General features: G+C 46.0%; 25 protein-coding genes. 13 read left to right on the forward strand and 12 right to left on the reverse strand.

Annotation, left to right across the window (positions count from 1 at the left end; translation table 11 throughout):
- Window positions 1–168: 168 nt before the first annotated feature.
- Window positions 169–942, reverse strand: a complete 774-nt coding sequence (gene tpiA / locus AACV32_RS00860) for a triose-phosphate isomerase (RefSeq protein WP_026027419.1) — start codon at window positions 940–942, stop codon at window positions 169–171.
- A 292-nt stretch (window positions 943–1,234) separates the two neighbouring features.
- Between tpiA and AACV32_RS00865 the strand changes: the two genes are divergently transcribed.
- Entirely contained in the window at window positions 1,235–1,582 is a 348-nt protein-coding gene (locus tag AACV32_RS00865; protein ID WP_013855856.1) for a 5-carboxymethyl-2-hydroxymuconate Delta-isomerase, read from the forward strand.
- A gap of 17 nt (window positions 1,583–1,599) precedes the next feature.
- Window positions 1,600–2,025 carry a DUF805 domain-containing protein gene (locus AACV32_RS00870; protein ID WP_026027889.1) on the forward strand — a complete coding sequence of 142 codons (426 nt, stop codon included), beginning with the start codon at window positions 1,600–1,602 and terminating at the stop codon, window positions 2,023–2,025.
- 76 nt (window positions 2,026–2,101) lie between these two features.
- Here AACV32_RS00870 and AACV32_RS00875 read toward each other — a convergent pair whose 3' ends face one another.
- Window positions 2,102–2,440 carry a DUF3135 domain-containing protein gene (locus AACV32_RS00875; RefSeq protein WP_013855858.1) on the reverse strand — a complete coding sequence of 113 codons (339 nt, stop codon included), beginning with the start codon at window positions 2,438–2,440 and terminating at the stop codon, window positions 2,102–2,104.
- Window positions 2,441–2,556: 116 nt separating this feature from the next.
- Window positions 2,557–3,174, reverse strand: a complete 618-nt coding sequence (locus AACV32_RS00880; RefSeq protein WP_013855859.1) for a helix-turn-helix transcriptional regulator — start codon at window positions 3,172–3,174, stop codon at window positions 2,557–2,559.
- A 252-nt stretch (window positions 3,175–3,426) separates the two neighbouring features.
- Here AACV32_RS00880 and AACV32_RS00885 point away from each other — a divergent pair, with 252 nt between their 5' ends.
- The 3 genes from AACV32_RS00885 to AACV32_RS00895 all read left to right on the forward strand — a co-directional run bounded on the left by AACV32_RS00885 (window position 3,427) and on the right by AACV32_RS00895 (window position 6,169).
- On the forward strand, window positions 3,427–3,717 hold the full coding sequence (locus AACV32_RS00885; RefSeq protein ID WP_010317634.1) for a co-chaperone GroES: 291 nt from the start codon (window positions 3,427–3,429) through the stop codon (window positions 3,715–3,717).
- A 69-nt stretch (window positions 3,718–3,786) separates the two neighbouring features.
- Complete coding sequence (gene groL / locus AACV32_RS00890; protein WP_170895573.1) at window positions 3,787–5,421, forward strand: chaperonin GroEL; 1,635 nt, start codon at window positions 3,787–3,789, stop codon at window positions 5,419–5,421.
- Between the two features lie 190 nt (window positions 5,422–5,611).
- A complete protein-coding gene (locus AACV32_RS00895; protein WP_026027420.1) occupies window positions 5,612–6,169 on the forward strand; it encodes a VC2662 family protein in 558 nt (185 codons plus the stop codon).
- A 50-nt stretch (window positions 6,170–6,219) separates the two neighbouring features.
- On the opposite strand, the gene AACV32_RS00900 is transcribed toward AACV32_RS00895, so the two are convergent.
- Together AACV32_RS00900 and epmB are read right to left on the reverse strand one after the other, a co-directional pair.
- Window positions 6,220–6,693 (reverse strand): MgtC/SapB family protein, encoded by a 474-nt coding sequence (locus tag AACV32_RS00900; RefSeq protein WP_017046772.1) that lies wholly within the window; start codon window positions 6,691–6,693, stop codon window positions 6,220–6,222.
- A gap of 72 nt (window positions 6,694–6,765) precedes the next feature.
- Entirely contained in the window at window positions 6,766–7,788 is a 1,023-nt protein-coding gene (epmB, locus tag AACV32_RS00905; RefSeq protein WP_017047264.1) for an EF-P beta-lysylation protein EpmB, read from the reverse strand.
- Window positions 7,789–7,821: 33 nt separating this feature from the next.
- Here epmB and efp point away from each other — a divergent pair, with 33 nt between their 5' ends.
- Window positions 7,822–8,388, forward strand: a complete 567-nt coding sequence (efp, locus tag AACV32_RS00910) for an elongation factor P (RefSeq protein ID WP_017043203.1) — start codon at window positions 7,822–7,824, stop codon at window positions 8,386–8,388.
- 124 nt (window positions 8,389–8,512) lie between these two features.
- Here the strand turns inward: efp and frdD are convergent, their stop codons facing one another.
- The 4 genes from frdD to frdA are packed head-to-tail and all read right to left on the reverse strand — an operon-like array spanning window position 8,513 to window position 11,861.
- The gene (frdD, locus tag AACV32_RS00915; protein ID WP_010317640.1) at window positions 8,513–8,890 is read right to left on the reverse strand and encodes a fumarate reductase subunit FrdD; all 378 of its coding nucleotides are present in this window, start codon (window positions 8,888–8,890) and stop codon (window positions 8,513–8,515) included.
- Window positions 8,891–8,902: 12 nt separating this feature from the next.
- Window positions 8,903–9,286, reverse strand: coding sequence for a fumarate reductase subunit FrdC (gene frdC / locus AACV32_RS00920; protein WP_017043204.1), 384 nt, complete (start codon window positions 9,284–9,286; stop codon window positions 8,903–8,905).
- 2 nt (window positions 9,287–9,288) lie between these two features.
- Window positions 9,289–10,047 carry a succinate dehydrogenase/fumarate reductase iron-sulfur subunit gene (locus AACV32_RS00925; protein WP_017046770.1) on the reverse strand — a complete coding sequence of 253 codons (759 nt, stop codon included), beginning with the start codon at window positions 10,045–10,047 and terminating at the stop codon, window positions 9,289–9,291.
- On the reverse strand, window positions 10,047–11,861 hold the full coding sequence (gene frdA / locus AACV32_RS00930; RefSeq protein ID WP_013855868.1) for a fumarate reductase (quinol) flavoprotein subunit: 1,815 nt from the start codon (window positions 11,859–11,861) through the stop codon (window positions 10,047–10,049). Before frdA ends, AACV32_RS00925 begins: the two co-directional genes overlap by 1 nt.
- 244 nt (window positions 11,862–12,105) lie before the next feature.
- Here frdA and epmA point away from each other — a divergent pair, with 244 nt between their 5' ends.
- The 5 genes from epmA to cysE all read left to right on the forward strand — a co-directional run bounded on the left by epmA (window position 12,106) and on the right by cysE (window position 16,454).
- Entirely contained in the window at window positions 12,106–13,080 is a 975-nt protein-coding gene (gene epmA, locus AACV32_RS00935) for an elongation factor P--(R)-beta-lysine ligase (protein ID WP_029190042.1), read from the forward strand.
- Between the two features lie 156 nt (window positions 13,081–13,236).
- Entirely contained in the window at window positions 13,237–13,671 is a 435-nt protein-coding gene (locus AACV32_RS00940) for a rhodanese-like domain-containing protein (protein WP_010317649.1), read from the forward strand.
- Window positions 13,672–13,838: 167 nt separating this feature from the next.
- On the forward strand, window positions 13,839–14,306 hold the full coding sequence (secB, locus tag AACV32_RS00945) for a protein-export chaperone SecB (RefSeq protein WP_013855870.1): 468 nt from the start codon (window positions 13,839–13,841) through the stop codon (window positions 14,304–14,306).
- 181 nt (window positions 14,307–14,487) lie between these two features.
- Window positions 14,488–15,546, forward strand: coding sequence for an NAD(P)H-dependent glycerol-3-phosphate dehydrogenase (gene gpsA, locus AACV32_RS00950; RefSeq protein WP_017043209.1), 1,059 nt, complete (start codon window positions 14,488–14,490; stop codon window positions 15,544–15,546).
- Between the two features lie 86 nt (window positions 15,547–15,632).
- Complete coding sequence (gene cysE, locus AACV32_RS00955; protein WP_010317654.1) at window positions 15,633–16,454, forward strand: serine O-acetyltransferase; 822 nt, start codon at window positions 15,633–15,635, stop codon at window positions 16,452–16,454.
- Between the two features lie 62 nt (window positions 16,455–16,516).
- Here the strand turns inward: cysE and AACV32_RS00960 are convergent, their stop codons facing one another.
- The 3 genes from AACV32_RS00960 to argE all read right to left on the reverse strand — a co-directional run bounded on the left by AACV32_RS00960 (window position 16,517) and on the right by argE (window position 21,425).
- Complete coding sequence (locus AACV32_RS00960; protein WP_038149150.1) at window positions 16,517–17,056, reverse strand: PadR family transcriptional regulator; 540 nt, start codon at window positions 17,054–17,056, stop codon at window positions 16,517–16,519.
- 366 nt (window positions 17,057–17,422) lie between these two features.
- Window positions 17,423–20,056, reverse strand: coding sequence for a phosphoenolpyruvate carboxylase (ppc, locus tag AACV32_RS00965; protein ID WP_026027423.1), 2,634 nt, complete (start codon window positions 20,054–20,056; stop codon window positions 17,423–17,425).
- 232 nt (window positions 20,057–20,288) lie between these two features.
- A complete protein-coding gene (argE, locus tag AACV32_RS00970) occupies window positions 20,289–21,425 on the reverse strand; it encodes an acetylornithine deacetylase (RefSeq protein WP_017049214.1) in 1,137 nt (378 codons plus the stop codon).
- A 155-nt stretch (window positions 21,426–21,580) separates the two neighbouring features.
- Here argE and argC point away from each other — a divergent pair, with 155 nt between their 5' ends.
- Window positions 21,581–22,582 (forward strand): N-acetyl-gamma-glutamyl-phosphate reductase, encoded by a 1,002-nt coding sequence (gene argC / locus AACV32_RS00975; RefSeq protein WP_017049213.1) that lies wholly within the window; start codon window positions 21,581–21,583, stop codon window positions 22,580–22,582.
- Window positions 22,583–22,605: 23 nt separating this feature from the next.
- On the forward strand, window positions 22,606–23,397 hold the full coding sequence (gene argB / locus AACV32_RS00980) for an acetylglutamate kinase (RefSeq protein ID WP_017049212.1): 792 nt from the start codon (window positions 22,606–22,608) through the stop codon (window positions 23,395–23,397).
- Window positions 23,398–23,451: the final 54 nt, after the last annotated feature.

Raw genomic sequence — 23,451 nt, forward strand, 5'->3', positions numbered from 1 at the left:
ATCATTAATTATGTTTAGAGCTTGAGAAACATCCATAAAAAAATCCAAGTGCATTAAATACACTTGGATTTTGACAGCTCTGAAGGATCGTTCAACCGATCACTTTGGCCTTAACTGATCGGCATTACAGCAAATGCTGACCTTCTTAACGATAATTAGTGTGAATAATTACGCTTTTTTCGCTTCAGCTGCTGCTTTTGCGATAGCTGCAAAGCTTTTCGCATCAAGTGCTGCGCCGCCAACTAGAGCACCATCAATGTCTGGTTGTGCGAAGTAAGCTGCTGCGTTTTCAGGTTTTACAGAACCGCCGTATTGGATAACGACATTCTTCGCGACTGCTTCTGATTTTGCAGCAATGTGTGCGCGAATGGCGGCGTGAATACGTTGAGCATCATCTGCTGTTGCTGCTTTACCTGTGCCGATCGCCCAGATTGGTTCGTAAGCGATGATCGCACCTTCTAGCGCTTCAACACCTTGAGTGTTGATCACAGCGTCAAGTTGACGTGCACATACGGCTACTGTTTCGCCAGCTTCGTTTTGTGCTTCAGATTCACCGATACAAAGTACTGGTGTTAGGCCATTTTCTTTTAGGAATGCAAATTTTTGCGCCACAAATTCATCGGATTCGTTGTGGTATTCACGACGCTCAGAGTGACCAATGATGATGTGTGTTGCACCGAATTCTTTCAGCATTGCTGGAGACATATCGCCAGTGAATGCGCCACTGTTGTGTACGTCGCTGTTTTGGGCACCCAGAATGATCGCGCTACCCGCATCGGTCAGAGTGCGCTCTGCTAGGTCAATAAAAAGTGCTGGTGGAGCAACGGCTACGTCAACACCCGTTACGCCTTCAAGCTCTGCATTCAGACCATTTAGCAGCTCAACAACCATCTCTTTGCTGCCGTTTAGTTTCCAGTTACCCATAACTACAGGATGACGCATAGGAATATCTCCATTATCTATCAAAGTTAAAATGAATGAATGTCAAAAATAAACGTGATTGCGAAAGAATATAACAGATAAAATCGGTCAGATCATGATTCGAGTCATGACTTTATGGGATCTTAAGCAATGCGTGACACCCCTTATCAGTGATCAGATAGACAGAATAGCCGATAATGGCTCGGATTTTACGAGATTAATTGCTATTAGTGGCTGTTAAAAGAAAAGCTAGTGATACCAATAAGGCTCACCAGTGTTGAAATTTGATCATGAATGAAGAAAAGGAATTCGTATGCCCAACCTTGTTATGGAATACTCGAACTCTGTGGATGAACGTGTGAATGTTCAAGGGTTATTGGAAGATCTTCACCAAGTCGCACTTCGCTGCGGATTATTTGACGCTGACTCAGTGAAATCACGGGCGCTACGCTGCCACCATTGGTGCATTGGTGAAGAGGGCGACAGTGTTGATTTTATTCACCTCAGCTTTGATTTGCTGTCAGGGCGGACACCTGAACAAAAAAGAGAGTTGTCACGTCAATTAATGACGGTATTGCAACAGCAAGCTAGTCAAGTCAGGAGTCTGACCGTGAATGTGCGTGATATGGATAAAGATTGCTTCCAAAAGGTTGTAAATTAACCATTTTAGGTAACAAGATGTCGATTAAAGAACTGCTATTTTCATTTCAAGGACGCATCGGGCGCAAAGTATTTTGGATGTGGAATCTCTGTTATTACGCGTCCATTATGGGCTTCGCACTCGCTGCAAACCAAATATTTCCTGCCTATACGCACCTGATCTTGCCGCTGTTTTTGCTAGTGGTGTTACTGCCTGATTTGGCCATCACGGTAAAACGTTGGCATGACAGAGATAAGTCTGCTTGGTGGTTATTGCTTAATGTCCCCTTGGTGATAGGCCGTATGAGTATGCCTTTTGCCAGTGCTGAGATTGCCACTCAAGCCAGTATGACAGAGTCATTGGTATCGCTGGTCGCACTGGTTTGTGGCTCATGGATTTTAGTCGAATGTGGTTTTATGAAGGGAACGCAAAGCCGCAACCGCTACGGACCTGAACCTGAGTAAACTTGATAGAAAAAAATTGATGAAACAACAGGAGGCCAATGCCTCCTGTTGTTTTAAAAAGCTTCAAATAGCGAGGTTAACGCCAGTCGCTGTGGCGCGGCACAAATGGAATGATGGTCGCGCTCGGTTGAGTGCGTGCCGATTCGCCATCTAAGGCATTTCTAAATTTCATCATCTGTTCGCCGAGCTCACGCATCAGCATAACATTAGCATGGACAGGGTTTTTGCATTGGCTCACCACCAAGTCAATGTGACTTTGCTGAGCCCATAACCTGTCTTGCATGTTGTTGGAAGAGGAGAGGATCATCTCTTCACAGATATCTTTTTTCAGTTGCGTAAAGGCATCTGGATTATGTTTGGCAAGTTCAACCAACTCATCAAAAGAAGGTAAGGCCTGTTTTTGAGGGGGCTCCATATCTTTCTCCTTTACACTATTTCTCTGTTGATTATTTTATCAACACAATGAAAGCATAACCGATCAATAAGGTAGGAGTTGGAACGAAATCGCCATTTCTTACTAATGAGACGATCTTAGCGTGGTGTGATTTGATAACGGCAGCGACGCTCACCCATAATGATGTGTTCGCTCCGTTCAACTACATATTGCTCACCGATCAACGTTTGGAAAATATTAAGTTCAGATTGGCACAGATTAGGGCAGCGTGCCGCAGCTTTACAGATAGGGCAATGGTTCTCAATTAAAGTGTAACCGTTCGTTGATGGTATGAGCTCTGCCATATAGCCTTCTTGCTCACGAAGCGTCACTAGCTTGGCTAGTTTTTCTTCTAAACTGTGGCAATCAATTAATGCGTGTTGATACTGTGCTAATGTGTGAGCTTCACGCTCTGCCGCCACTTTGGCTAGTCCTTCTTTACCAAAAAGGTGCTCAACAGCATCAATCACTTGGATGATCAACTCGCCATGCCGATCAGCAAATTGGTCGTGGCCTTGTTGTGTCAAAGACCAGTGTCGAGTAGGGCGTCCGACTTTTACTTTGACATCATGAAACGCCACAATGCCATCATCTTCCAAACTTTGTAGGTGCTGGCGAGCCCCCATGGTGGTAATACCTAGGTCGTCGGCCAGTCGTTTAGCGGTTACCGCTCCATCGCGTTTGATGGTTTGAAGTATTCGGTCAATGGTTTTCATCGCATTCCTCTGTTTGCCTTATCTATTATGAAGAAGCAGCTTAATAAAGCAAATTATTGACTATACAGGATGAGCCGCTAGTAACTTTTGTCAGCACAGAACCAAGATTCGCTATCAATTCGTTAAATAGATCACAAAATTTTCGCTTTCCCCCCTTGGGATCCCTTGCTTGCTCCCCCACATATCACTCACGAGCTGAGTAATCAGCCTTTTCATAAACCTAACGGAAAATCTAATCAGGAGAGACGACCGATGAACATTCGTCCATTACACGACCGAGTTATCGTTGAACGCCAAGAAGTTGAATCTAAATCTGCTGGTGGCATTGTTCTAACAGGTTCCGCTGCAGAGAAGTCGACTCGTGGCGTCATCTTAGCAGTAGGCAAAGGCCGAATCCTTGAAAATGGTTCGGTACAACCGCTGGATGTCAAAGTAGGTGATACGGTTATTTTTGCAGAAAGCTACGGTACTAAAACGGAAAAGATCGACGGTAAAGAAGTGCTCATTATGTCTGAAAACGACATCATGGCGATTGTCGAGTAAGCATTGAGTAATTTTTGCTCTGATTCAAAAACGATTGATTAAAACAGAATTTAGAAAAGGAAATTAAAGATGGCTGCTAAAGACGTTAAATTTGGTAACGATGCACGTATTAAAATGCTAGAAGGCGTTAATATTCTAGCCGATGCAGTAAAAGTCACCCTTGGCCCTAAAGGCCGTAACGTTGTGATAGATAAATCGTTTGGTTCACCTATTATCACCAAAGATGGTGTCACTGTTGCGCGTGAAATTGAACTGGAAGACAAATTCCAGAACATGGGTGCACAAATGGTGAAAGAAGTTGCTTCTCAAGCTAACGATGCAGCGGGTGACGGAACGACAACCGCAACGGTATTAGCGCAAGCGATCATCACTGAAGGCTTGAAAGCTGTAGCAGCGGGTATGAACCCAATGGATCTTAAGCGTGGCATCGACAAAGCTGTCGTGGCGGCGGTTGAAGCGTTGAAAGAGCTTTCAGTACCTTGTTCAGACACTAAAGCGATTGCGCAAGTGGGTACTATTTCTGCGAACTCGGATTCAAGCGTGGGTAACATCATTGCTGAAGCGATGGAAAAAGTGGGCCGAGATGGCGTTATCACTGTTGAAGAAGGTCAAGCACTGCAAGATGAACTCGATGTAGTGGAAGGTATGCAGTTTGATCGTGGTTACCTATCTCCTTACTTCATTAATAACCAAGAAGCGGGCAGTGTTGATCTAGATAGCCCATTCATCCTATTGGTTGATAAGAAAATTTCTAACATTCGCGAACTGCTTCCTGCACTTGAAGCGGTAGCAAAAGCTTCTCGTCCACTACTGATTGTGGCGGAAGATGTTGAAGGTGAAGCATTGGCGACGCTGGTTGTGAACAACATGCGTGGCATTGTAAAAGTTGCTGCCGTGAAAGCACCTGGTTTTGGTGATCGCCGTAAAGCGATGCTACAAGACATTGCTACCCTAACGGGCGGTACTGTGATTTCTGAAGAGATCGGTCTTGAGCTTGAAAAAGTGACACTAGAATATTTGGGTCAAGCGAAGCGCATCTCTATCACTAAAGAAAACACCACCATCATTGATGGTGCAGGTGAAGAGCAAGCCATTAAAGGTCGCGTTGCACGAATTCGTCAACAAATTGAAGACGCAACTTCAGATTACGACAAAGAAAAACTACAAGAGCGCGTGGCCAAACTGGCAGGTGGCGTTGCAGTGATCAAAGTCGGTGCAACCACTGAAGTTGAAATGAAAGAGAAGAAAGATCGCGTAGAAGATGCACTGCATGCAACTCGCGCAGCCGTTGAAGAAGGCGTGGTTGCGGGTGGTGGTGTTGCACTGATCCGTGCGGCTGCTAAAGTTGCGGGCCTTGAAGGTGACAACGAAGAGCAAAACGTAGGTATTCGTGTTGCACTACGTGCGATGGAAGCACCAATTCGTCAAATCGTGAAAAACGCGGGCGAAGAGGATTCTGTTGTGGCTAACAATGTTCGCGCTGGTGAAGGTAACTATGGTTACAACGCTGCGACGGGTGAATATGGCGATATGATCGACATGGGTATTTTGGATCCAACCAAAGTGACTCGTAGTGCGCTACAGTTCGCAGCTTCAGTCGCGGGCCTTATGATCACCACAGAAGCTATGGTGACTGAGCTACCGAAGAAAGAAGCGGCAATGCCTGATATGGGCGGCATGGGCGGTATGGGAGGGATGATGTAATCATCCTCTCTCAATAAGAAACCGGAGCTTGCCTCCGGTTTTTTTTCGCATAATTAGCTCAATCCTGACGTTTGAGTGATCCGACTCTTCTAGACTTCGTCTCTTCACTGATCACAATTTGGTGATGATGTGAGTGAAATAGCGTGAACAAACCAAATATTAACGGTTTCATTGGTCAATGGAGATCTTTATGAAAAAAGTACTTTCAGCACTAGCCGTAGTGGCTGCGTTATCTTCTTCTGTTGCGATGGCTGGCACTCCAGTTATGTTTTCTTCCATTAATAACTTCAATGCGCCGGATGAAAATGCGGTATCAGGTGTTCGTGTTGCGGCTCTTTACGGTAAAGTGAATGAAGTTAAAGGCTTAGATCTCGCCGTTGTTGGATTATCTGAAACTGACTCTACGACGGGTGTAAATTTAGGTCTTTTAGGGGCATCGAAAGTCAATCAAGAGATGACTGGTGCTTCACTCGGTTTGTTAAACTGGAATACAGGGCAAACCGTGGGTGCTAACGTGGGTGTAGTGAATCTGACCAACAATGTACAAGGTGCTAACGTCAGTCTAGTGAACTACTCTGAAGGTAATACCATGGTTGATGTTGGTGCAGCAAACTTCTCTGATACATCGAAAGTGCAAGTGGGTTTGTTCAACAAAACCACAAAAATTGAAGGTGTTCAGGTTGGTCTAATTAACTGTGCGGATAACGGTTTCTTTAAGTGTTTTCCTATCATCAACTTTGCTAAATAGCCGATGAATTGAAATCGAAAGAGCAGCCTCAAGCTGCTCTTTTTTTCACCTTATGTACGACGACGAAAGCGTTGATGAACACCACGGCGCAAACTTTGAAAGCTATTTTCTACCTTATCCACGCCATACAACACACACAATGCTAATACCGTGACAATGATGGATTGCTGTAAGTAACCAAGACCGATCATCAATCCCAGTGATGCCAGTACCCAAATAACAGCGGCTGAGGTGACGCCATGGATTTTCCCATCTTGAGTCATCATCACGCCTGCGCCTAAAAAACCAACCCCAGTAATAATTTGTCCAAGCACGCGAGCTTGATCTAAGGTGTTAGGGGACAGTGATACTGCCATCGCTAGAAAGAGATAAGTCCCTGAGATGATTAATATTGATGTGCGAATGCCCACAGGTTTACCGCGGGTTTGGCGTTCAACGCCAATCAGTAACCCATTGATAGCACAGCACAATAATGCAGACCAACTGAATGGACTAAGATCAAGAAATTGTCCGAGAGATTGCATGATGGTTTTCCCAAAAGTATGAAGGTAAGAGTTCGTTGATTGACACCGAACCGCTCTTTTGAAGTTCTGTAATTACTCAAGATGCAGATCGAGTGGCGTTTTACTGGCTCTGCCACCGATTTCTCGAGTTAGCTTAGCAACAAGATAGCCCGAGACTCGCTCAATGACACCTGCCATTATTTCTTTTGCTTTTTGATCACTAACAAAAAAGTGCGCTGCGCCTTGCACTTTATCCAGCACATGCAAGTAATAAGGCAAAATTCCTGCATCAAATAACGTTTCGCTGAGCGCGACTTGCGCGTCAACGCTATCATTAACACCTTTTAACAATACACCTTGGTTGAGTAAGGTAACATTGATGGCGCGCAGACGACTCATCTGCTGTTTGAATTCTAGATTGATTTCATTGGCATGGTTAATGTGCGTCACCAAAATGACTTGTAAGCGAGTTTCACGCAGCAGATCACACAATGCATTGGTGATTCGAGCGGGGATCACCACGGGCAAGCGCGAGTGAATACGCAACCGTTTAATATGAGGCACGCTGCTGATTGCATCGATGAGCCAACGCAGTTCTTCATCTTTCGCCATTAACGGATCACCGCCCGATAAAATGACCTCATTGAGTTCGGGATGCGCGGCAATATAGTCGACGCTTTGCTGCCACACCTGCTTTGAGCCTTTATTCTCTTGGTAGGGGAAATGACGACGAAAGCAGTAACGGCAGTTAATTGCACAACCACCTTTGACTATCATTAGCACTCGGTTGCGGTATTTATGCAGCAATCCCGGAATGGCATTGTTTTGCTCATCAAGCGGATCATTTGAGTACCCATCATGCCATTCAAACTCTTCATTGAGTGGTAAAACTTGACGCAACAGGGGATCGTAAGGGTTTCCTTTTTCCATGCGATCAACAAAACTTTGTGGCACTCGTAGTGCGAAGAGTTTGCGTGCGGCAAACCCGTTTTGCCAAAGGGCAGGATCAATCTCTAACTGCTGGAGAAGCTCGGCAGGGTTTGAGATCGCATTCGTTAATTGTTGAAGCCAGTTTTGCTCAACAGAATCAAGTTTTCGGGTTATTATATGCGGCATTGAATTTAACTCGAAGAATGGTAAGAGGAAAAAATGGCTACTGTTAGCACGAATGAATTTAAAGGCGGTCTCAAAATTATGCTTGATAATGAGCCTTGTGTCATTCTCGAAAATGAATATGTGAAACCAGGTAAAGGCCAAGCCTTCAACCGTGTCAAAATCCGTAAACTTCTTTCTGGCAAAGTGTTGGAAAAAACATTTAAGTCAGGTGATTCAGTAGAAACGGCTGACGTAATGGATATCGATCTTGATTATCTCTATAACGACGGCGAATTCTACCACTTTATGAATAATGAAACATTCGAGCAAATTGCGGCGGATAATAAAGCGGTGGGTGAAAGCGCAAAATGGCTAGTGGAAAACAACACTTGCATGTTGACGCTTTGGAACGGCAACCCAATTGCGGTAACGCCACCAAACTTTGTTGAACTTGAAGTGGCTGAAACTGATCCAGGCTTGAAAGGCGATACGCAAGGTACGGGTGGTAAACCCGCTACGTTGGTCACAGGTGCTGTGGTACGTGTGCCACTGTTCATCTCTATCGGTGAAGTGATCAAAGTGGATACCCGCTCTGGCGAATACGTAGGTCGAGTCAAATAATCACCTCAAAGTAAGTAAGAAGGTCGCTCGGTAAGCGGCCTTTTTTATTGCTCCAAAGCTGAGTGAGTGCCGTAATAAAAAAGAGCTGCCGAGGCAGCTCTTTGATGTCATCACTTTTCCATCTTTAAATCATAAAGATAAAAACGACAGCGAGCGCGGAAATCAGCCCAGCAAACGCATAACAAGCGATTTTACCCACTAAACCGGTGTGGAATTTTAGGTCATGCATACCGTGGTGGACACGGTGCATGGCATGCCACATCGGTAAAGCTAATGTGCCGATGATGAACAGCGCGCCGATGATGCTAGTTGCAAAACTCGAAACGCGTTCATAACTCATTGCTTCAGCATCGATAATGCCTAATGGTGCTAAAATACCCAACACGAGAATGGTGATCGGGGTAATCATCGCAAACCATGTTCCACCGGCACCAAACAGCCCCCACCAGATAGGTTCATCAGAACGTTTTGGCGTGCGATTTACCTTATAATTGTTGTTCATGACTATAAGCTCCTACACCACGATGAGAACAATCAGTGAGATAAACGCAACCGCTGCCCACTGAGTTAAGACGATGATTTTCTTGTCGATTAGCTTACCTTTCAAGCGGATTGGCATCACTTGTGGCATCATGCTAAAGAAGGTTTGTGCATGCAGCAAACTCCCCGCTAACGCGACAATATTGATTGCGACCACAATTGGGTTTGCCATAAAGCTTAGCCAGCCTTCCCATGCTTCAGGGCCTTTAACCAAGCAGCCCAAGCCAAAGGTAAGGAATAAGGTAAAGAATATCAGTGGCAGTACCGTGGCTTCACGCAACATGTAGAAGCGGTAGAATGGGTGATCTTTCCACCAAGTACGTGTCATTTCACGAACGTAAGGTTTACGGTTACTCATCCTTATCCCTCCACTTTCTTTGGTGAACCGTCAGGTTTTAGCATGGCAATCACGAAGTCCATTGAAGATTCAACTTTGCCTTGGTTGACGGCTGCTGCTGGATCAACGTGTTTTGGACACACTTCAGAGCAGTAACCAACAAAGGTACAACCCCAAGCACCGTTATCACCATTGATGAGCTTCATACGCTCGGCTTTACCATGGTCACGGCTATCTAAGTTGTAGCGGTGAGCAAGGGTTAATGCTGCGGGGCCAATAAACTCAGGGTTCAAACCGAACTGAGGGCAGGCCGCGTAGCAAAGACCGCAGTTAATACAACCAGCAAATTGTTTGTATTTGGCCATTTGCTCTGGCGTTTGTAAGTTGGTGCCATCTTCAGGTTTGCGATCGTTGCCAATGATGTAGGGTTTAATGGCTTCAAGACGCTCGATAAACGAAGTCATATCCACGATCAAATCTTTTTCAATTGGGAAGTTGGCTAAAGGTTCAATCTTCACGCCATTGGGGTAATCGCGCAGGAAGCTTTTACAAGCCAATTTAGGTACGCCATTGACCATCACACCACACGAACCGCAGATCGCCATACGGCAAGACCAGCGATAAGAGAGATCCTTATCGAGGTTATCTTTGATGTAGCCAATCGCGTCGAGCACTGACATGGTGTCATCAAAGGGAACTTCAAACGCTTGCAGGCGTGGTTTAGCGTCTTTTTCTGGGTCGTAGCGCAAAATGTCTACTTTTTGAATGCGATTTGCTGACATTATTTTTGCTCCTCTGCGCTTTTCTCTTCTGCCGCTTTTTCCGCAGCGGCAGCCTGTTCTGCCGCTTCACCATAGAGACGAGCTTTCGGCTGAGATTTCGTGATCTTAACTGCGCTGTAGTCGATACTTGGAGCAGCATCAGGTTGATAGAAAGCTAAAGAGTGCTTGAGGTAGTTCACATCATCACGCTCAGTACAACCTTCGTCTAAACGCTGATGCGCACCGCGAGATTCTTTACGCAAGATAGCTGAGTGAACCATAGCTTCAGCCACTTCAAGGCCATAACCGACTTCGATAGCGTACAGAAGGTCGGTGTTGAACACTTTGCCTTTATCTTTAATGCTAATGTTCTTGTAGCGTGCTTTTAGCTCGGTGATTTTATCAATCGTCGCTTGCATTAAATCTTCTTGGCGGTAGATACCACAACCCGCTTCCATGGTGTGACCCATCTCAGTGCGAATGGTGGCCCAGTTTTCATCACCTTCTTGGTTCATTAACGCTGCAATACGCTCTTCTACGGCTTTGACTTGTTTGGCGATAGATTCATCGTTCCAACCTTTGAATTCCGCTGCGCGTTTCACTGCACTTTCACCCGCAACGCGGCCAAAAACCACAAATTCAGCTAACGAGTTAGAACCCAAACGGTTTGCACCATGCAAGCCAACCGAGGCACATTCGCCGACAGCAAACAGACCTTTGATGCGCGTTTCACATTGTCCATCCGTTTCGATACCACCCATGGTGTAGTGTACGGTTGGACGAATTGGGATCGGCTCTTTTGCTGGATCAACGTTGACGTAAGCTTTCGCCAATTCGCAGATAAACGGCAAACGCTCTTGTAAGTACTCTTCACCGAGGTGGCGAAGATCAAGCAGCACCACATCACCAAGCGGATGTTTGATGGTGTTGCCTTTCTGTTGTTCATGCCAGAAAGCTTGAGAAACTTTGTCGCGAGGACCGAGTTCCATGTATTTGTTTTTAGGCTGACCCACCGGAGTTTCTGGGCCCATACCGTAATCTTGCAGATAACGATAGCCATTTTTATTGACGATGATGCCACCTTCACCGCGGCAGCCTTCCGTCATCAAAATACCCGTGCCAGGTAGGCCAGTTGGGTGGTATTGCACGAACTCCATATCGCGTAGAGGGACGCCATGACGATAAGCCATCGCCATACCATCGCCGGTTACAATGCCGCCGTTGGTGTTGCAGTGGTACACACGGCCCGCGCCACCAGTGGCTAATACTACAGATTTTGCTTTGATGGTTACTAGCTCACCTTCGGACATATGAATCGCGATAAGCCCTTGAACTTCGCCATCTTCAACAAGTAGATCCACCACGAAATACTCATCAAATCGATTGATTTGTGGGTACTTCATTGAAGTTTGGAAGAGGGTGTGAAGCATGTGGAAGCCTGTTTTGTCAGCCGCAAACCAAGTACGTTCGACTTTCATGCCACCAAAACGGCGTACGTTTACTTCGCCATTTTCTTTACGGCTCCATGGGCAACCCCACTGTTCCATTTGCACCATCTCGCGGGTCGAGTTGGCCACAAAATATTCAACAACATCCTGTTCACATAGCCAATCTCCACCACCAACGGTATCGTTGAAGTGGTTGTCAAGGCTATCTTCTTCCTTGATAACTGCTGCTGAGCCTCCTTCCGCTGCAACCGTATGAGATCGCATAGGATAAACTTTAGAAATCAGAGCAACTTCTAAATCAGGGTTTGCTTCAGCGGCTGCAATTGCAGTGCGAAGACCAGCGCCGCCTGCGCCGATGACTGCGATATCTGTGGTGATAATTTGCACAGTTATCCTCCGGTGTGTGATGCGGAAAATCCGCTTGTTATAGTTAAAGGTTCGTAAGCCTTAAGTGGTACGGGTAGTGTAGAAGAGCTGTGTAAGGAAAAAATTGATTCTGTTAGGTTTTTGCTTCGGAAGTGCAAGCGCGAGCATACTTATTTTTCTTTGTGTGATAATAATCACGTTAGAATTTGGAATTGCGCTTTAAGTCAGTAAAATTCATATCATCCAAACTTATGTGTGCCAGAACATGAATAGAAAAAACTGGATGCCAACCGCATCAATATCACAACTCAAACAGCGTGCTCAGTTACTCAAGCAGATCCGCCATTTCTTTGAACTACGAGATGTATTGGAAGTCGATACACCAGCCATGAGTCATGCCACGGTAACCGACATTCATTTGCAAACCTTCCAAACCCAATTTGTTGGCCCAGGGTATGCTGATGGCCGTCAACTTTATTTAATGACAAGCCCAGAGTTTCATATGAAACGACTTTTGGCGGCGGGGAGTGGTTCGATTTATCAGATCAATAAAGCGTTTCGCAACGAGGAAAATGGCCGCTATCACAACCCAGAATTTACGATGTTAGAGTGGTATCGGGTTGGTTTTACTCACCATGATTTAATGGATGAGATGGATCAATTGCTGCAACTTATTTTGCAGTGTGGAGCGGCGCAGAAGATGAGCTACCAACAAGCATTTTTACAGGTACTTGGGGTTTGTCCGTTAGAAGGCTCAATGAACGAGTTAAAAGCGGCTGCGAGCCGATTAGGTCTAAGTGACATTGCTGAGCCAGAAGAGGATAGAGATACCTTACTGCAACTGCTATTTAGTGTCGGTGTTGAGGCGGAAATTGGTCAACAGGTACCCGTTTTTGTTTACGATTTTCCTGCATCACAAGCGGCACTAGCTAAGATTAACCCGCAAGATCATCGTGTTGCGGATCGCTTTGAGGTCTATTTCAAAGGGATTGAACTTGCGAATGGTTTTCATGAGCTGGACAACCCACAAGAGCAACTGGCTCGTTTTGAAGCGGATAACCAAAAGCGTAAAACGATGGGGCTGGTCGAACAGCCGATTGATTACCACTTGATAGCAGCGTTAGAGGCTGGCTTACCTGAATGTTCAGGAGTAGCGCTTGGTATTGATCGCTTGATTATGCTGGCGTTAGGCCAAGATCATATTGATAACGTGACGGCTTTTCCTTTTCCGATAGCTTAAGCTTTTAAGCTGATGTGGATTGCGCGCTTGTAGTGCGATGAGCGCGCTGAAAAACGGCAACAGTTTCTTATTATGCAATGTAAGCCCTCGCGTCTGGCTGACAACCTCGTTATACTCCTTGTCTGATTTTAAGCCCACATTGCAAGAGCACAGAATATGCAAGAGTACATCGAATTTTTCCAACACAATATGATTCTATCTTTGGCATGGGTAGGTATTCTCGTCGCCTTAATCATGAGCATCGTGAAATCAACCACGGCAGCCTATAAAGAGATCACCGCTTCACAAACGACGCTTTTAATGAATCGTGAAAACGGTGTTGTTGTCGATATCCGCACGAAAGATGAATTTAAAAAAGGCCATATTACCGATGCGGTTCACATTTTACCGTCAGATATTAAATCCGGTAACTTGGCTAGCCTTGAAAAGCACAAGTCTGACCCAATCATTGTGGTATGTAAAACGGGTCAAACCGCGCAAGAGAGTGCCAACCTGCTTGCCAAAGCTGGGTTTGAGAATGTGAATTTACTGAAAAATGGTCTTGTAGCTTGGAATGAAGCGAACTTGCCATTGGTTCGTGGCAATAAATAATTCACTGATCGCGGTTATCTTGAACTGAGTGTGCTGGCTGAAAAGCCAGCATTTGATGCTAAGAGTTGTGATGTTTTCCACGTAATCGTGAGCTCATCTAGTCATTCGAAATCAGCTCGGTTAGTCTAAAAGCAACACTGAATTTGTAAGTATTTAAGGATTTAATCATGGCTGAAGCCGCACAACAAACAGCACAACAAAATTTCGCAATTCAACGTATCTTTCTAAAAGATGTCTCTTTTGAAGCGCCAAACTCACCTGTTATGTTCCAAAAAGAGTGGAATCCAGATGTGAAGTTGGATCTTGACACTCAAAGTCGTGATCTGGGTGAAGGTGTGTATGAAGTCGTATTACGCCTAACAGTGACAGTGAAAAACGCGGAAGAAATCGCGTTCTTATGCGAAGTGCAACAAGGTGGTATTTTTACTGCTGAAAAAATGGAAGCGGGTCAACTTGCCCATTGTTTAGGTGCATTCTGCCCGAACATTCTGTTCCCATATGCACGTGAAACGATTTCTAGCTTAGTTGTTAAAGGGACATTCCCACAACTTAACCTTGCACCAGTGAACTTTGATGCATTGTTCATGAACTACCTACAACAACAAGCGACTCAAGGCGAGCAAGCAGAAGCTTAATCGTTAATGACGTGAGATCATTAACGTTGGCGTTCCACGTCAGACTTTGATGATAAAAAATGCACAAAGCATCCCAGATAATGATGGTGCGTTGTGCATTTTTTGTTTATTTCGAATGCCAATACCTCCGTTCCTTGTTACTCCGTATTGAAAGCTGTATCGGAAGGAATTTAGGTATAACATGACAACACGAATAGCAATGGACGAAACAATGACAGATCCTAACAGTATTTACGGTAAAGCGATCACCATGACAGTAGTTGGTGCGGGTTCTTACGGCACATCTCTGGCGATTTCTTTAGCACGTAACGGTGCTAATGTTGTCCTTTGGGGACACGATGCTAAGCATATGGCTCGTCTTGACGCTGATCGTGCTAACCAAGAATTTTTACCCGGTATTGATTTTCCCGATTCGCTGATTGTGGAAACCGATTTGAAAAAAGCGGTACAAGCGAGCCGCGATTTGTTGGTTGTAGTTCCGAGCCACGTATTTGGCCTTGTTATGAATAGTTTAAAGCCTCACTTACGTGATGATTCCCGTATTTGTTGGGCAACCAAAGGGCTTGAACCTGAAACGGGCCGGTTACTGATGGATGTGGCCTATGACACCATTGGCGAGCGCTATTCATTGGCAGTGTTATCTGGGCCGACTTTTGCTAAAGAGTTGGCGATGGGAATGCCTACCGCAATTTCTGTTGCTTCGCCTGACGCGCAGTTTGTCGAAGATCTGCAAGGCAAAATTCACTGCAGCAAAACTTTCCGCGTTTACGCCAATAGTGATTTTATTGGCATGCAGCTAGGTGGTGCGGTTAAAAACGTGATTGCGATTGGCGCTGGCATGTCCGATGGGATTGGCTTTGGTGCGAATGCGCGTACTGCATTGATTACGCGCGGTCTGGCCGAAATGTGCCGTTTGGGTGCAGCGTTAGGTGCTCAGCCTGAAACCTTTATGGGGATGGCCGGATTGGGTGACTTAGTACTCACTTGCACCGATAACCAATCACGTAACCGCCGCTTTGGTTTGGCGCTGGGACAAGGAAAAGATGTGGATACGGCGCAGCAAGAAATTGGCCAAGTGGTTGAAGGTTATCGCAACACCAAAGAGGTGTGGTTATTAGCGGCGCGCATGGAGGTTGAAATGCCAATAGTTGATCAAATCTATCAAGTGCTGTATCAAGGAAAAGATGCGCGTGTTGCAGCACAAGATTTGCTGGCTCGTGATAAAAAAGCAGAACGCTAATTCATTGCTCATGATTAGGCACAAAGCCTATTAGCAATCTACATTGACGCTCTAGAGATTGGATGAGGAAGGGTGATCAACCAACGATGAAACATTGCGAAAAACTCAAAGTGTGGCAAGCCATAGTCAAAGAGGCGCGCGAGCAGTCAGAACAAGAACCGATGCTGGCTAGTTTTTATCATGCCACTATTATTAAGCATGATAGTTTAAGCTCGGCCTTGAGCTACATTCTTGCCAATAAGCTGAATACGGCCTCAATGCCAGCGATGGCGGTGCGTGAAGTGGTCGAAGAGGCATTTGCCGCAGACCCCAGCATTATGGAAGCGGCGGCGTGTGACATCTGCGCGACTGTCAATCGTGACCCCGCGGTATCTATGTTTTCAATGCCTCTACTTTATCTCAAGGGCTACCATGCCTTACAAGGCTATCGCGTCGCGAACTGGTTATGGAAGCAAGGTCGAGTGGCGTTGGCTACCTATTTTCAAAACCAAATCTCGGTAGCTTGCCAAGTGGACATCCATCCTGCTGCACGTATTGGTCGCGGCATCATGCTTGACCATGCTACGGGCATTGTGATCGGTGAAACCGCGGTGGTGGAGAATGATGTCTCTATTTTACAAGATGTAACGCTAGGCGGAACGGGTAAAGAGTGCGGCGATCGCCACCCGAAAATTCGTGAAGGCGTGATGATTGGCGCGGGTGCCAAAATTCTCGGTAATATTGAAGTGGGCGAAGGGGCGAAAATTGGTTCTTGTTCGGTGGTATTGCAAGCGGTGCCTCCGCACACTACCGTCGCTGGAGTGCCAGCCAAAATTGTCGGTCGTCCGCAAACCGATAAGCCTTCGTTAGATATGGACCAACAATTTAATGGCCGTTCTCAAAGTTTCATTGCCGGTGATGGTATTTGATTTGGTCGCGGAAAACAAAAAGGGTGATGCTCACAGAGCATCACCCTTTTTTATGGTTGGCATTAAGCCATTGCATCGAGTTCAGCAAGCACTTCTTCAGCCCAATCAACCCACGCTTGGCGAACCAGTAGGTTGCGGCGTAGTGTTAGACGCTCAAGGCGCTGTAACTTATCGAGAGTAGCTGGTGTTGCATAGTACGCAGACTCAATCTCTTTGTAGTGAGCAACCAGTTTTTTCGATTCTTCAACTAATTCACCCAGTTGAATTCGGTAAGGTGTTGCTGGTTGTACCGAGCAAGCGATCAATTTAGCGCTAAATTCATCACGTACGGTTGGGTGAGCTGTAGGTTGGTCAAACCATTCACCTAAAGCGCTGCGACCTGCATCGGTGATGGAGTAAACTTTACGATCTGGCTTGCCATCTTGCGGTTCTAATACACAAGTGACTAGGCCTTGTTGACCCATTTTATTCAGTTCGCGGTAAACTTGTTGGTGGCTGGCTTTCCAAAAATAGCCAATGCTCGAAGAGAACTCTTTTGTGATGTCGTACCCTGTGGCATCGCGAGTGCTCAAAACAGTGAGGATAACGTGTGGTAATGACATGTCTTTAATCCAAATGGTTAATAAACTCAAAAACAACTTGCTCAAACTCGTGTTGTGCTTCTGATGGCATCAATCATGAATGAGTTTAAGCAACACCCACCGTTCTATTGACGGAGTGGGTTGTGTCACCTTAAAAAGCCGTTTATCACCTAGGATTATATGCGTGACGCATATCGACCTGCGATTTGTTATGTTTGTATGCTACCGCAGAGGAGCAGTAGTATATCTAAATAATAAGCATAAAGTAGAATACTTTGTTAGTTTAGCTTAAAAAACTGATAATATGCTCAATAATTTTTGTGATTTAAAATAAAAAGCCGCACAGAGGCGGCCTTTTAGCTAGTTTGTGAAACAAAATGCTGTTACTTAGCCTGTGTTACGCATTCCTGCTGCAATACCCGCGATAGTCACCATTAAGGCTTCTTCTAACTCTGCTGGTGCGGTTTCGGTTTTGCGAGTGCGGTACAACAGCTCTGCTTGCAGCATATTTAATGGCTCAACATAGATATTGCGCAAACGGATTGACTCTTGACCCCAAGGATCGCTTTGCATCAAGTTCTCATTGTTTTCTACATTTAACACCGCTTTGATGTCTTTCTGTAATTGAGAACGCAAACGCTCACCGAGCGGGCGTAACGATTCATCGACTAAGCGTTCATCGTAATAGCGTGAGATTTCAATGTTGCACTTGGAGTAAACCATCTCTAGCATGCCCAAACGCGTTGAGAAAAATGGCCATTCACGGCACATCTCTTCCAGCAGTGCTTGGTGTCCTTTATCGATAGAAAACTGAATTGCTTCTCCCGCACCTAGCCAGGCTGGTAGCACGAGGCGGTTTTGGCTCCAAGAGAAGATCCACGGGATTGCACGTAAGCTTTCGACTCCACCATTAGGGTTGCGTTTAGCCGGACGTGAACCGAGCGGCAATTTACCCAGCTCTAGCTCTGGCGTTGCTTGGCGGAAGTACGGGACAAAGTCCGGCTCGCCGCGAACAATATGGCGATACGCTTCGCAAGAGACCTCAGACAATACCTCCATTAAGTCGCGCCAATCTTGTTTTGGCTCTGGTGGTGGCAGCAGGTTTGCTTCTAAAATGGCGCTGGCGTACATCGTAAAACTATTGACCGCTACTTCTGGTAGACCAAGTTTAAAGCGGATCATTTCGCCTTGCTCCGTCACACGCAAGCCACCTTTTAAGCTTTTGGGTGGTTGTGAAAGCAGTGCCGCATGTGCTGGAGCGCCCCCGCGACCAATGGTGCCGCCACGTCCATGGAATAGTGTCAGTTCAATTCCGGCCTCTTCACTGACATTAACCAAAGCTTCCATTGCGCTGTATTGCGCCCAACCGGCGGACATTACACCTGCATCTTTAGCGGAATCAGAGTAACCAATCATCACCATCTGGTGGTTTTGAATAAAGCCACGATAGAGATCAATGCCCATTAGTTGGCGGATCACCGTTTCTGCGTTGTTTAAATCATCCAAAGTTTCGAACAGTGGACAAACGTCCATGCGGTAAGGGCAACCACATTCTTGCAACAATAGATGTACGGCAAGTACATCTGATGCGGTACGAGCCATCGAAATCACATAAGCACCAAAGGCTTCGCGAGGCTGAGAAGCAACGATTTTACAGGTGTCGATCACCTCTTGTACCGCTTCTGAAGGCTGCCAGTCACGAGGTAACAAAGGACGTTTTGAGCTCAACTCATTGGTGAGAAACGCAATTTTGTCTTGCTCGCTCCACTGGTCATAATCACCAATGCCTAAATAACGGGTGAGCTCGGAGATCACATCAGAGTGACGAGTGCTCTCTTGGCGAATGTCCAAACGTACAAGATGCACACCAAACGCTTTAATCCGGCGCAGAGTATCAAGCAGCGAGCCATCGGCAATGACGCCCATGCCGCATTGATGTAAAGATTGGTAGCAGGCATAAAGCGGTTCCCACAACTGTGCGATATTTTGCAGTGGTGCTTTGCGTGCCAGTTGTTGGCCATTGATCTTGGCATCCAACACTTCTAGTGTTTCGCTGAGTAGTTCACGCAGGCGTTTGAGAATAGCGCGATAAGGTTCGTGTTCATCTATGCCAGCCAAATCGCGTAGCGCGTCACTGCATTTGGTCATCGACAATTCGCTGACCAGCTCATTGATATCACCTAGGTAGAGATCGGCCGCTTTCCAGCGAGAAAGCAGCATTACTTCACGAGTGATTTTATGAGTCACAAAGGGGTTACCATCACGGTCGCCGCCCATCCACGAAGAGAAATGCACAGGGCGTGCATCAATTGGTAGTCCTTCACCTAAGTAGTTGGTGAGGTGCTCATCAAATTCACGAAGAAAATCAGGCACGGCTTGCCATAGAGAATTTTCCACCACCGCAAAGCCCCATTTTGCTTCATCCAGTGGCGTAGGGCGCTGCTTACGAATCACATCTGAATGCCAGCTTTGCGCGATCAACTGTTCTAAACGGCGTTCGGTTTTTTGGCGCTCTTTAAATGAAAGATCACTGAGTTCAAGCTTGGAGAGACACTCGTTAATTTTCACCAGCTTGTTGATCATCGTGCGGCGTGTAATTTCGGTTGGGTGAGCCGTTAGCACTAACTCGATATTGAGATCGCGTACCGCTTGAGCAGCATCCAATTTACTGATTTTATTTTGATTCAGTTTAGTAAACAGTAAATTAATCGCATCAGGCTCACACACATGTTCTTCACAGTGACGTGAAATGGTGTGGTACTGCTCGGCCATGTTGGTTAAGTTAAGAAATTGGTTGAATGCCCGCGCTACTGGGGTGAGCTGTTCGTTGGGAAGGTTTTTGATCTCTTCAACCAAGCTGTCTCGGTCGGCTTGATTGCCATTACGGGCTGATTTTGAAAGTTTTCGGATGGTTTCCACTTTCTCTAAGATAACGTCACCATGGGCGTCCTGAATGGTGTTGCCCAGCAAACGGCCAAGCATGCTCACGTTACTTTTGAGCGCAGCGTATTTTTCGTTCATTGTCATCCTGCCTTGTAAAAAAATTACATCCATTGTTCCTTGCTAAGTACACAATCTAGCGAAAAGATCCCTGTAGAGTCAAATAAAGCCGACTATTTTTACGATTATTGCTGAATGTTATTGAACGTGATCATTTGGTGAATAATTGGCGTAAATTACTGAAATTTTATTACAAAAATGCCCGACCGTAGAAACGCTGTCAGGCATTTATCGCTTGAGTAAGCTTGGTAGGCTAGAAGCAGTATTTATACATTGCTTTGGACAAAGTCGAGATGGTTGGATCAATAAATTCAAACGCTAGGAATTCATCCGGTTGATGCGCTTGATCGATCGAACCTGGGCCGAGTACCAGTGTTGGGCATAATTGTTGTAAGAACGGTGCTTCAGTACAGTAATTCACGGTTTGTGAAGCGGTATTGCAAATCTCTTCAATGTTGCCAATAAAGGGGTGATCATGCTGACATTCATAACCCGGAATCGCATCATGCAGCGCGGTAATCTCAATGCGGCCGGGCCATTTTGCACTGACTTCATTCAGTGCACTGCGCAGCAAGTTATCGAGCCCATCTAGACTCATGCCGGGCAGCGGGCGCACATCGTAATGCAATTCGCAGCAGCCACAAATGCGGTTTGGACTATCGCCACCGTGGATATGACCGAGGTTCAAAGTCGGGTGAGGAATGGCAAAGCCTGGGTGATGGTACTCTTTGATCAATTTGTCGCGCAGTTGCATTAACGCGAACAGCACTTCATGCATGATTTCGATGGCATTTACGCCCAGAGCAGGATCAGAAGAGTGGCCCGATTTTCCTGTCACTCGAATAGCGTTGGCTACGTGGCCTTTATGGCCGCGGATGGGCACAAGGCTAGTCGGCTCACCAATAATGCAGTAATCCGGTTGAAATGGTGCATGTTCAGTGAAATGACGTGCGCCGAGCATGGTGGTTTCTTCATCACAGGTCGCCAACACATACAGCGGTTTACTCTGTTTACTCCAATCGACTTTTTTCACCGCTTCGTAGATAAAAGCAAAAAAGCCTTTCATGTCTGCCGTGCCTAAGCCATAGAAACGATCATTGGCTTGCGTTAACGCGTGTGGTTCAAAATTCCAACGTCCTTCGTCAAATGGAACGGTATCACTGTGCCCCGCGAGCAGTAGGCCACCTTCGCCGCAACCTTTCTTCGCCACTAAATTGTATTTTCCCGGCGCGACTTCAATGGTGTCGACTACAAACCCTAAGCTGGAAAACCAGCTTGCCAATTTATCAATCACATTCTGGTTACCTTCGTCCCAACGAGCATCTGTGGAGCTGATGGAAGAGGTTGAAATCAGACCTTGGTAAACCTCAAGAAAACTGGGTAATTGCATATTATCTTTGCTCCTAGTATTGACAGAGTAATTGCGAGAAGGTAAAACACATATTAAATCACTTTGTGTGAATAAAAAACCGAGTTAAGTGTCTTTTTTGAAATTTATAGTCATTTTTAGATTGTCTTTTTTACCTTGAAATTGGATGTCACGAGATGTTGAAAACCACAATTATCGGAGCTAGCGGTTATACCGGCGCTGAGTTGGCGTATATGGTGCAAAAACACCCACAACTCACGCTATCAGGTTTATACGTTTCCGCCAATAGCCTAGATGCTGGAAAACCAATGGCTGAGCTGCATGGCAAACTCTCCGGTATTGTCGACATGCAGGTACAACCATTAATGGATCCGGTGAGCGTTGCAAGCCAATGTGATGTGGTGTTTTTAGCTACGGCTCATGAGGTGAGCCATGATCTCGCGCCTATTTTTCTTGCGCAAAATTGTCAAGTTTTCGACCTTTCTGGTGCTTTTCGCGTCAAAGGTGATGATTTTTACCAAAATTACTATGGTTTTAAACATCAACACCCTAAATGGTTAGAAAACGCGGTTTATGGACTGGCGGAATGGAATTGTGAGGCAATTAAGCAGAGCCAATTGATCGCTGTTGCGGGTTGCTATCCAACCGCATCGCAACTTGCGATAAAGCCTTTGGTTGAAGCGGGTTTGTTAGATACAACTCAATGGCCGGTGATTAATGCCACCAGCGGTGTCACCGGCGCGGGCAGAAAAGCGACATTAACCAACAGTTTTTGTGAAGTGAGCTTACAGCCATACGGCGTGTTTACTCATCGCCACCAACCTGAAATCGTCGCCCATTTAGGATGTGATGTGATTTTTACGCCTCACTTAGGGAATTTCAAACGCGGTATTTTGGCCACCGTGACAATGAAGCTTGCATCAGGTATTTCAGAGCAACAAGTCAGCCATGCTTTTGAGAAGGCGTACGCTAACAAACCAGCGGTTCGGCTCAAATCAACCTTGCCGAGCATCAAAGATGTTGAATTTACACCATTTTGCGACCTCGGTTGGCGAGTGCAAGGTGAGCATATTATCGTCGTGTCCGCGATCGATAATTTATTAAAGGGGGCATCGAGCCAAGCGATGCAGTGTTTAAATATTCATTACGGTTTTTCTGAGCTAACGGCTTTGGTGTAACGCACCAAGCGTAAGGGTTAAATATGATAGATACAAAGCAAAATCCATTAGTGATTAAGTTAGGCGGCGCGGCGCTGTCTTGTTCTGAAACGCTAAGCAAACTGTTTGGCGCAATCGCACTGTATCAAGCCCAAGCTCAGCGACGAATTGTCATCGTGCACGGGGGCGGTTATCTCGTCGATGACCTGATGGCGAAATTACAACTAAAAACCGTGAAGAAAGAAGGTTTGCGTGTCACGCCTTATGACCAAATTCCGCTGATTGCAGGCGCGCTGGCTGGGACAGCCAACAAAATGCTGCAAGGGCAAGCGATTAAAGATGGCTTAAATGCGGTTGGTTTATCGCTCGCTGATGGCGGGCTATGCAAAGTCGAAGAGTTGGATCCAGAACTCGGCGCAGTGGGCAAGGCTTCTCCTGGTGATTCACAAATCGTGCAAGCGATTTTAGCCGCTGGTGGTTTGCCTATTATCAGCTCGATTGGCCTGACTGCTGATGGCCAAATGATGAATGTCAACGCCGATCAAGCAGCCGTTGCAGTGGCTGGCGCATTGGACGCAGAGCTCGTTCTGCTTTCCGATGTGAGCGGTGTGCTGGATGGCAAAGGCCATTTGTTGTCGAGCCTCAATGAGCAGCAGGCCAATGCGCTGATTAAAGGCAAAGTGATCACGGATGGCATGATTGTCAAAGTGAAAGCGGCGCTGGAAGCGGCAAATGATTTAGGTCGCCCGATTGAAGTTGCGACATGGCGTTACCCAGATAAGCTCAGCAAATTGTTTGCGGGCGAAAGTATCGGGACCCAATTTTTACCTCAATAAACGCATTTAATCAGTTGTTGATAACAGCTGTAAGTAATTAATCACCCAGAGCAC

The organism is Vibrio sp. B7, from assembly GCF_963888765.1.
In the GTDB taxonomy this organism is placed as follows: domain Bacteria; phylum Pseudomonadota; class Gammaproteobacteria; order Enterobacterales; family Vibrionaceae; genus Vibrio; species Vibrio anguillarum.